At 62.2% G+C, this 10,008-nt stretch carries 8 protein-coding genes; all 8 read left to right on the forward strand.

The genetic code is table 11. The features are described from left to right. The first annotated feature begins 1 nt into the window (after position 1). Positions 2-1,210 (forward strand): 2-C-methyl-D-erythritol 4-phosphate cytidylyltransferase, encoded by a 1,209-nt coding sequence (gene ispD, locus KH208_RS14170; protein ID WP_291437358.1) that lies wholly within the window; start codon positions 2-4, stop codon positions 1,208-1,210. Positions 1,211-1,228: 18 nt separating this feature from the next. Further along, a complete protein-coding gene (locus KH208_RS14175; protein ID WP_291437360.1) occupies positions 1,229-3,013 on the forward strand; it encodes a long-chain fatty acid--CoA ligase in 1,785 nt (594 codons plus the stop codon). Continuing rightward, complete coding sequence (gene dtd, locus KH208_RS14180; protein WP_291437363.1) at positions 3,013-3,522, forward strand: D-aminoacyl-tRNA deacylase; 510 nt, start codon at positions 3,013-3,015, stop codon at positions 3,520-3,522. Before KH208_RS14175 ends, dtd begins: the two co-directional genes overlap by 1 nt. A gap of 352 nt (positions 3,523-3,874) precedes the next feature. After that, positions 3,875-4,228 (forward strand): STAS domain-containing protein, encoded by a 354-nt coding sequence (locus KH208_RS14185; RefSeq protein ID WP_291437365.1) that lies wholly within the window; start codon positions 3,875-3,877, stop codon positions 4,226-4,228. A gap of 54 nt (positions 4,229-4,282) precedes the next feature. After that, positions 4,283-5,422 carry a FapA family protein gene (locus KH208_RS14190; protein ID WP_291437367.1) on the forward strand — a complete coding sequence of 380 codons (1,140 nt, stop codon included), beginning with the start codon at positions 4,283-4,285 and terminating at the stop codon, positions 5,420-5,422. Then, positions 5,419-7,164, forward strand: a complete 1,746-nt coding sequence (locus tag KH208_RS14195; protein WP_291437370.1) for a glycosyltransferase — start codon at positions 5,419-5,421, stop codon at positions 7,162-7,164. Before KH208_RS14190 ends, KH208_RS14195 begins: the two co-directional genes overlap by 4 nt. Beyond that, entirely contained in the window at positions 7,161-8,600 is a 1,440-nt protein-coding gene (locus tag KH208_RS14200) for a glycosyltransferase family 9 protein (RefSeq protein WP_291437371.1), read from the forward strand. The genes KH208_RS14195 and KH208_RS14200 overlap by 4 nt, the downstream gene beginning before the upstream one ends. A 131-nt stretch (positions 8,601-8,731) precedes the next feature. Next, positions 8,732-10,008: flagellar hook-length control protein FliK (locus KH208_RS14205; protein ID WP_291437373.1), on the forward strand; the 1,277-nt coding region annotated here is incomplete at its 3' end.

Genomic DNA, 10,008 nt, shown 5'->3' on the forward strand with positions numbered 1-10,008 from the left:
CCTGATCCTGGCCGCCGGGAGCGGCAGCCGTCTGGCGGCCGTTGTCGGCGGCTGTCCCAAACAGTTTTTATGCTGGCGGGACGTCCCGCTGTATTGGCACGCGGCGCGCGCCATGAGCCGCAGCGCCGTGGTGGCCGGTATTGTTTTTGTTTTCCCCCCTGACCGGCGTACCGCCGAGGAAGAGCGCTTGCATGCCCTTTACGCGCGAGAGGATCTCGGCCTGCCCTGGCTGGCGGCGGCCGGCGGCGCGTTGCGCCAGGATTCCGTGCGCCTGGGTCTGGCGGTCCTGCCGCGTCGGACGCGGTACGTGCTGGTGCATGACGCGGCCCGCCCCTTTCTGAGCCCGGCCCTGGTACGCCGCGTTTGTGAGGCCCTGCGCCAGGGCGCGCCCGCGGTCGTTCCCGGTCTGCCCGTCACTGACACTATCAAAATGGTGGACGACGGGCGTGTTGCGGCTACCCTGCCGCGCGCCCGGCTGGCGGCGGTGCAGACACCCCAGGGATTTAACCTGACCTTGCTGCGTCAGGCCCACCAACATGCCTTGGATGCGGGCCTGGCCGTCACCGACGACGCCGCGCTGATGGAAGTTCAGGGCCACGAAGTGCTCATCGTGCCCGGTGAGGCTGCCAACGTGAAAATCACTCATCCCGAAGATCTTTCCCTGCTGGCCGGAGAACAGGCTATGCCCCGCCCCTGCGCGGGCATGGGCTACGACGTGCATCGTTACGGTCCGGGGCGCCCGTTGAAGCTGGGCGGCGTGCTCATTCCCGGCGGCCCGGAAGTTGTGGCTCACTCCGACGGCGACGTGCTGCTGCACGCGCTCATGGACGCCCTGCTGGGCTGCGCGGCCCTGGGCGACATAGGCCAGCACTTCCCCGACAGCCAGGCCCGCTATGAGGGCATTTCTTCAGCCGTGTTGCTGGATCAGGTTCTGGAAATGCTGCGCGGCGCAGGGCTTGAGCTCAGCCATGTGGATTTGACTATCGTGGCCCAGACGCCCCGCCTGTCGCCCTTCCGTGAAGAAATACGCAAGAATGTGGCCCGGCTGCTAGGCCTGGACACGGCGCGGGTCAACCTCAAGGCTACCACCGAGGAAGGCCTGGGCTTTACCGGGCGGTCCGAGGGCATCAAGGCCTATGCCGTGGTCAGCGCGCTGGTCGGCGGCACGCCGCCCTTTTCCTCACAGGCTGTTCCATCCCCCGACTTCTGATCTCCATAAGGATGCGCCATGAACACTGAGTTGTATCGGCCCTGGTTCGCCCATTATGAGGATTTCGTGCCCCGTACCGTGGAGATCTGGGACAAGCCGCTCTACTCCCTGCTGGACGAGGCCGCCGAAGCCTACCCCCGCCGCAACGCCCTGATCTTCCAGAACACGCGCATTACCTACAAAAATTTGCGCGAACGGGCGGAACTCTTTGCCGGAGCCTTGCGGCGCATGGGCGTGGAGCCGGGCCAGCGGGTGGCCATCATGTTGCCCAATCTGCCCCAGACCATGATTGCCTTCTGGGGAGCCATCAAGGCCGGGGCCGTGGTGGTCATGACCAATCCGCTTTATATGGAAAAGGAACTGCTGGAAAACATGCAGGATTCCGGGGCGGAACACATGATCCTGCTGGATTTGCTCTGGCCGCGTGTGGCCGCGTTGCGCGACCGCCTGCCGCTGCGCAATTTTATCATTACCGGCGTGGGCGACGCGCTTTCCTTTCCTCTCAACTGGCTGTACCGTTTCAAGCAGGCCCGAAATCCCAAGGTGCCCATTCCCTACGACGGCAAGCATGTCTTTGAGTGGAAGACCTTTTGCAAAGGCGCGCTACGCCATACGGAACCCATTGCGGACCCGCTGCACGATCCGGTCATGCTCCAGTATACCGGCGGCACCACTGGTCTGCCCAAAGGCGTCACGCTGACCCATGCCAACCTGGGCACCAACTGCCGCCAGGTGCTGGACATCATCCACGTCTCGGCCAAAGAGCACCATACTTTTATTTCCCTGCTGCCCTTCTTTCATGTCTACGGCCTGACCACCGGCCTGATCATTCCCGTGGCCCTTGCCGCCACAACCCTGCCCTTGCCGCGCTATGTGCCGCAGGACGTGCTGCGCATCATCGCCCGCCATAAGCCCACGATTTTTCCGGGCGCGCCGTCCGTCTACATTTCGCTCTTGCAACAAAAGGATCTGGCCCGCTACAATCTGCACAGCATTCGAATCTGCGTTTCCGGCTCGGCCCCGTTGCCGCGTGAAATTTTCCGCCGCTTTCAGGAGGCCACCGGCGCCGCCATTCTGGAAGGCTACGGGCTGACCGAAGCCTCGCCCATTACCCATATCAACCCCCTGGGACGCCAGGGCCAGAAAGAAAATTCCATCGGCATGCCCCTGCCCGGCACCGACGCCCGCATTGTGGATATGGAAGGCGGCTCCCTGACCCTGCCCCCCGGCAAGATGGGGGAACTGGTCATCCAGGGGCCCCAGGTCATGAGCGGCTACTGGCGGCGGCCCGACGAGACGGCCAGCGCCCTGCGCAACGGCTGGCTCTATACCGGCGACCTGGCGACCATGGATGAGGACGGTTATTTTTATATTGTGGACCGCAAGAAAGACATGGTCATTGTGGGCGGTTACAATGTCTACCCGCGTGAAGTGGATGAGGTGTTGCTGGAACATCCCAAAATCATGGAAGCCGTCACTGTGGGCATCAGCGACGACGTGCGCGGGGAAGTGCTCAAGGCCTATGTGGTGCCCTGTCCCGGCGAAAGCCTGAACAAATCCGAGATCGTTGCCTGGTGCCGCAGCAAGCTGGCCTCCTACAAGGTGCCGCGCCTGGTGGAGTTTCGCGAGGAGTTGCCCAAGACCATAGTGGGCAAGGTCTTGCGTCGGGCGTTGCGTGAAGAGGAAGAGCGTAAAGCCGACCGCAGAAAAAACCGGCAGGCGGGCCAGAAAAACACAGCCTCCGCCGACGCGGCTCCGCGCCGGGACGTTCCCGCCGAGCGCACTCCCCGGGACAGGGCCTGATGCGTATACTGGTCCAACGGGTTCGCGAGGCCTCGGTCAGTGTGGACGGCCGCGTTGTGGCCGCCATCAGCCGGGGGCTGCTGGCCTTGGTTGGCTTTGGCCGGGATGACGGGCCGGATTTTCACCAGAGCCCGGCCTTTGCGGGCATGGTCCGCAAACTTCTGGATCTGCGCATTTTCCCGGGCCAGGGCGACGCGGCCCGCAAGTTCCACTGCTCCCTGCAGGACTTCGGCGGCCAAGCGTTGCTGGTGCCCCAGTTCACCCTGTACGCCGATTGCCGCAAAGGCCGTCGGCCTTCCTTTACCGACGCCGGCGACCCGGCCTGGGCCGCCGCGATGTTTGAGCGTTTTGTCAGACATGTTGACGAATCGTGTCACGGCAGCGTATCTTCGGGCATCTTTGGAGCCGAAATGGAAGTCCGCCTCTGCAACTGGGGACCTGTGACCATTTGGCTGGATTCCACCCGGTTTTTTCATAACGGCGGCACGCCGGACCCGGTTCCAAGCTGACGTGCTCCCTGTCCACCCGGGAATGCGGGCCGGCTTCGGCTTCAGGCGCGGATGACATCAGTTCGCGCTGCCGTCGGCAGCATTTCAAGACTTCCAACGTTGCCATGCCGCGCAAAACTTTTTGCCGATAACAATGCAGAAATGCCGGCGGCCGCAAAGCGGATATTCGTGCCTGCAATTCAGAGAAAATGCGCGTTGTTTCAACCGCTTTGGCATACTGAGCCATGGATATGACGGCGGGCGTAACGGCGTGGTTCGCGCCTTGGAGTCGTCGCTATCCGCAGGATGAAGGCAGCGCCATCACACCGGGAACAAAGCTTCCCCGATGAGAAAATGTTTCGGAGGCCCGGCCATGTTTGATCTGCAAGCGGAATTGTATAACAAAGTCATTATCCTGCGCCTGACCGGCGACATACTTCTGGCTGACGTGGTCGAGTTCAATCGGCAAATGGAAAACTACATAGCGGCCCCGGACATCACCCAGGCGGTGGTGGATCTCAGCCGGGCAGGACGAATGGACAATGCCGGACTGGGAGTCCTCGTGAGCATCAGCACCAGACTTCAGGGTCGGGGACGCAGGCTGATTTTGCTCTGTCCCGCGCCGCATGTGGCACAACTTTTGAAAGACGCGGAGGTGGAAGGTTTTTTCCCCACGTATGAAAGTGAGGAAGAGCTTAAAGGGTATATTCCGGACGCGGCGGAATAGCGTTTCGCGCCGCCGGTATGCGGCAGTTTTTTCAGCCCAGACGGATGGTGTACGGTGCAATACTATCTTCGACATTATTTCAACCCGGATTTTGACTACCTGCGCCCAAAACCCGGCGTCGGCGAAGACGGCGAGAGCTCGGATCTCTACAGCCTGGGATACGTGCAGAATGTCATTGCCGGACAGCTTCTGGCCGAGGTCATCCCTCTGGAGCAAGCCGGGGCGGAACCGGACCCGCGCTTTGTACTTTCCAGGCCCGTACTCCCCGGCGGGGCCAATACCCGTGTGGACCCGGCCTATCCCAACTATCTGCTCTCAACCTCCAACGGCTACGTTTTTTACAACAGCGGAAAAATCACGGTCAAACGCCTGCTCAATGTGCGTCAGGACGTCAGCTTCCGCACGGGCAATATCTTCTTTGTGGGAGACATGGCCGTGCATGGTTCGGTGCGTTCCGGTTTTTCCGTGCAGGCCAATAATCTCCGAATCATGGGCATGGTGGAAGGCGGTGTGGCGCGTGCCCGCCGCGATCTGATGGTGGACGGCGGCGCGCGTGGCGGCGCGGGCCAGCATTGCCTTCTGGACGCGGGCGACAAACTGCTCACGCCCTTTCTGGAAAAGATCGAAGCGCGCGCCCGCGGCAATATGGTTGTTGAAAAATACTGTCTGTACAGCACGGTTTACGCCGGGGCCAACATGGTGGTTCGCGAACAGGTCTACGGCAGCACCATCAACGCCTACGGCAGCGTCTATGTGGGCAGGCAGTTGGGCAATAAGGCGGCCATTTCCACCAAGATATACCTGGGCTACGACCCTCTGAGCATCCGCCAGCTGGAAAAGATCGACAAGATTATTTCCGGCCTGTCCCAGTCCATCACCCACCTCAAGGCCGTGGCCGGGCATCTGCCGCCCGATGCCAATGAGGCCAGCCGCAAACTGGTCCGGCTCGTCGAGCAGCGCGAACGGATCATGAAGCAGCGCAACATGCTCTGGTCAAAGCTCTACCTGGATGAAAACTACATGCAGAACTGCCGCCTGATGGTGCCGGGAAAGGTCTATCCCGGCGTGGAAATTTCCGTGGGCCGGGCCTTCATGCTGGTGGAGCGGCCTTATGAAAACGTGCTCTTCCGGCTCTGTTACGACGATATTATCGTGGAACCCCTGCCCCCGGCCGACAAGGGCAAGGGAAAATGACCCTTCAACACACCCCGCTCTTTGAGGCGGTTTTCGCGGACGGCCAATGCCCCGGCGGCGTTCCGGCCGACGTGCTGGCCCATGTGGGCGGACGTTCTTTCGCCATGCTCGGTCCCGGCGGCGTGGAGAGGGAAAAATCCGTGGTCCGAAGCCTTTCTCCGGAACAACGCCGGGATGCTCTGCCGGTGCTGCTGGGCACGGGTTTGGGACACGCCCTTCATCTTTTGCTTGAAGAACACGACGGCCCCATCGCCGTGGTGGAAAAAGAAAAAAGTTTGCAAGAGCTGACCGGCGTGCTGGCCGCCCTGCCTGAAAACCTGCGGCAGCGCGTGCTTCTGGTGAACGCGGCCGACCCCCAAGCGGCGCTCAACGAGCTGACCCACTGGCAGACGCGCCATAACGGCAAACGCCTGCTGCCCTTGGCCCTGCCCTTTTATCTGCGCCTGGACCGCGCCTATTACGGCGAGCTGCGTGAAAAGCTCGCCGCCAGCGCCCGGTTTGACTTTTGGAGCCGCGCGGTACAGCCCCGTTTCCGCGAGGCGGCGCCGCGCGTGCTTCTGCTGACCAGCAAATATTTCCTGATGGGCGAACTGGAAGGGGCCTGCCGCAAGCTGGGCCTCGCCTACAAGCTGATCACCATCAAGGACGACACACTGGCCCGCGAGGATTTTGTCCAGCGGTTGCTGGAGGCCGTGGTTTCGTTCAGGCCCGACTGCTGCATCACGCTCAACCACATGGGCGTGGACGTGGAAGGAGTGCTCATGGACCTGCTGGCCCGGCTGCAACTGCCGCTGGCCTCCTGGTTCGTGGACAATCCGCATCTGATCATCCACCTTTACTCGCGTTGCGTCAGTCCCTGGACTGCGTTGTTCACCTGGGACGCGGACAATATCGCAAGCCTGCGGCGCACAGGCTTTGAGCATGTTTTTTATCTGCCCCTGGGGACGGACCCGGAGCGCTTCCGCCCGAGCCGCGCGGCGGTTCCCGATGCCTGGAAGGCCGACATCTCCTTTGTGGGCAACTCCATGCTCTATAAGGTGGGCGGCCGTCTGAAAAACGGGCGTTTTCCACGAGAACTGCTGTTGCCCTTCCGTGAGGTTTCCCAAGCCTTTATGGACAGCGAGCAGCGTTCGGTGGCGGATTTTCTGCGCCAGTCCTTTCCCGGGGTTCATGCCCGCTATGAGGCCCTGCCCGACAACGAGGCCCGGCTGGCCTATGAAACGGCCATCACCTGGCAGGCCACCCGCCTGTACCGCAACGGCTGCGTGCGCCGTCTGCTGCCCTTTTGCCCCCTGATCGTGGGCGACCGGGGCTGGCGGATCGAATTTCGGCGCGAGCCCCGCCAGCCCCGCTATCTGGACGCCTTGAGCTACTATGCGGAACTGCCCGCTTTTTACGGGCATTCCGCCGTCAATTTCAACTGTACCAGCAAGCAGATGAAAGGAGCGGTCAACCAGCGTATTTTCGACGTGCCCGCCGCCGGGGCTTTTGTGCTCACGGACTGGCGGCCGCAGATGGAGCAGCTTTTCGAGCCCGGCGAAATGGCCTGCTACCACGATCCGGAAGAAATCCCCGATCTGACGCGCCACTATCTGTCCCACCCGGCTGAACGCCGTAAACTGGCCGCTGCCGCGCGCAAACGGGTGCTGGCCTGCCATACCTGGGAACACAGACTTCAAGAAATGCTTGAACATATGCGCCGGATCTACGGAACTCCCCAGGTGGACAAGGCGCGTCCATGAGTGCGGATCCCCTGCTGGTTCTGCAATTGCAACGCATGGGGGATCTGATCCTGACCTTCCCCTTGCTGCTTGCCCTAAAAAAACGCTGGCCGGGCCATCCCATCTGGGTGGCGGCCGAGCCGCAGTTTTTCCAGGAACTGATGCCGCTGGCTCCGGAGGTGGTTTTTTTCCCCCCTTCGCATTGCCCCACCCTGGCGCGCGGGCACTACGCGGCGGCCGTCAATCTGAGCGCCCGGCCCGAGGCCGCCGCCTGCCTGGCCGGTCTGGAAGCCGGGCTCAAGCTGGGCCCGGCGGCACTGCCGGACGGCCTGCACGTCCATGGTTTCTGGCAACTCTACCGCACTGCCCTGACCCAGAACAATCATCATAACGCTTTTCACTGGTCGGATCTGTACCGTCTGGATCTGGAGCCCGCAGTGCGTCCCGGCCAAACGGGGCATATTCTGCCCAAGGGGGCGGGCAGCGGACGCGTGGCTCTGGTGCTGGGGGCCAGTGAAGCGGCCAAACGCCCGGATGCCCTGTTCTGGGCCCGGCTGGCCCGGCGGCTGGCCGGGGCCGGAGCCATGCCGGTCTTTCTGGGCGGCCCGGCCGAAAGCGCGCTGGGGCAGGAAGTGGCCCGTCTGGCCCAATTGCCGCACGCCAACCTTTGCGGCCGCCTGCCGCTCAGGGACGTGGCCGCCGTCCTGCGCGGCCTGGACCTCTGCATCACCCCGGATACTGGCCCCATGCACCTGGCCGACTGGCTCGGCGTGCCCGTGCTCAACCTTTCCATGGGTCCTGTGCATGCCCGCGAAACAGGTCCCACCGCCCCCGGCCAATGGGTTTTGCGCGCGGCCATGAGCTGTGTGGGCTGCTGGCAATGCCGCCGCTCGAAACTTTATTGTAAGCAGGCCTTCAGCCCGGCCGCCGTGGCACGGGCGGCTCTGGCCGTCCTGGAAAATCCGCAGGATGCCCATCCGCTGGCCCGCAGCGGGCCGCTGCTCGGCTTGTCCCTCCGCCGCACAGGCCGTGATGCTCTGGATCTCTATCGCCTTGAGGCCGTGGAAGATCCGGAAGGCCGCCCCGCAAGCCGTTCCTGCCGTTTTTTGCTGGAGGATTTCTGGCAGGCCGCCTTTTTGTTTCTGTATGATCCCTCACTGCGCCCTCTGGCCCGGCAACGTCTGGCGGCCCTGGAAAATGCCTTTCCGCAACTGGCGCGACGCCTGGCTTCCGGGCTGGCCCGCCTTTGCGCGCAATGCGCCGACGGCCTCAAGCAGCGCAGCCGGGAGCTGCCCGCAGACTTTTGGCGTGCGGAACCGCCCTTGCTGCGCCTTTTCGCCGGACATACGCACATGTTTCTGCAAAATGCCGATTTCACGCCGCAAGGCTGGCAGACGGCCGTGGACCGTCTGACCGCGCTGTGCGTCCTTTGCTTTCCCGATAAAGCGCAACAGTAAGAATTCATGTCACATCGCCCTTCCCGCTTCCGGCAAGTCTTGCCGCGTTGATCAGTTTTATCCATTGAAAATCATTACATTTTTATTTTTGGAACACTCCTTGAATACCAACAGGCGCAAGGAGTGCGACAATGCAAATTCTTCCCACCGACACTGCCGACAGCGCTTTGAATTTTTGGGGCAGCATGGGCAACCAGTCCGATGCCGATGCTTCCACTGATTTCATGCAGGCCATGCAGGATGCCATGAAATCCGTGGAAAGCGGGCAGGACGTGTCGGTAAACGCGGCTTTGCAGAACGGCTCCGGGCAGACGCAGGCCATGGTGGAAGGCCCCTACAGCCGCCATACCACGGACGGCGTTACCTATACGCTGGATGAAGTCTGCTTCACCAAGCAGGAATTGCATGAATTACGCGAAAAGCTGCTCAAGGCCGGTGCTCCCGAGGAAAGCCTGAAACAGTTTGATGTGCTGGCCGGTCAGCCTGACGGAGCCACTCTGGCCCAGGTCATGGCCAGTCTGATGGGCACGGGCAAGGCCGCCGGAGTAAGCGATGAAGACGCCGAAACCATCACCGCTCTGCTGGGTAAGATTGATCCCACGGGCGATCTTGCCGCTTCTGTTCTGCAGTGCATGGGCGAAGGCAAGGGCGAGGACGCCCTGGCCCTGATCACCGACGCCTTTGCCAAGCTGGACCCCGGCGAAAGTATTGAAATCAGCCGCGACGACGCTCTTGCTCTGGGCAGGGGCCTGGGTCTGAACAAAAACAGCCTGCAAAGTCTTGCCGACAATTTCGGCGGCTATGACGCCTTGCGCGTCACCGGCGAGCAGTTCGGCAACCTCATGAAGCCCGCCTCCATGCAGTTCGCCACGGACAAGGCCAATCGCGAGAAGCTGGACGCGGCTCTGGAACAGACGCTCAAGCCCATCATCAGCAAAGCCCGCGACCGCATGGAAAAAGAAAAGGCGGCAAGCGCCCTGCAAAACCGCAAAGTGGAACAAAGCCGGATTCTGATCGACAAGACCGTGCAGGAGCAGAGCCGGGAAATCCTCAACCAGACCTTGCAATCAGGCCAGCAGGCCGACAGTCCGGATGCCGCTGAAATCGCTTCGCAGAGCGAGGCGGTGAGCCGCAAACTGAACGGCAAGCAGAGTGGCGCCGTGGGCGAAGCGGGCGGCGCTGAAAACCGGAACAATCCGGGGGACAAGCTGGCCAGCGCCTCGGCCGCTGCGGGCAAAACTCACAATGCCGCCTCAGAGGCGGTCCCCGGAGTCGGCGGGGCACGCGTGGAAGCGGCGGAGAACGGTAAAAACGGCTCCGACGCTCCCGCCTTTGAAAACAACAGCGGCCAAGGCAAGAGCAAGGAATGGGGCGAACTGCTGGGCAAGGTTGAAACGCGGGCCGCAAC

Source organism: Desulfovibrio sp. (assembly GCF_018379785.1).
GTDB lineage: Bacteria > Desulfobacterota > Desulfovibrionia > Desulfovibrionales > Desulfovibrionaceae > Desulfovibrio.

Coding starts and splice junctions, on each gene's coding strand:
- KH208_RS14175 (WP_291437360.1), top strand. CDS start 1,229: ATGAACACTGAGTTGTATCGGCCCTGGTTCGCCCATTATGAGGATTTC.
- dtd (WP_291437363.1), top strand. CDS start 3,013: ATGCGTATACTGGTCCAACGGGTTCGCGAGGCCTCGGTCAGTGTGGAC.
- KH208_RS14185 (WP_291437365.1), top strand. CDS start 3,875: ATGTTTGATCTGCAAGCGGAATTGTATAACAAAGTCATTATCCTGCGC.
- KH208_RS14195 (WP_291437370.1), top strand. CDS start 5,419: ATGACCCTTCAACACACCCCGCTCTTTGAGGCGGTTTTCGCGGACGGC.
- KH208_RS14200 (WP_291437371.1), top strand. CDS start 7,161: ATGAGTGCGGATCCCCTGCTGGTTCTGCAATTGCAACGCATGGGGGAT.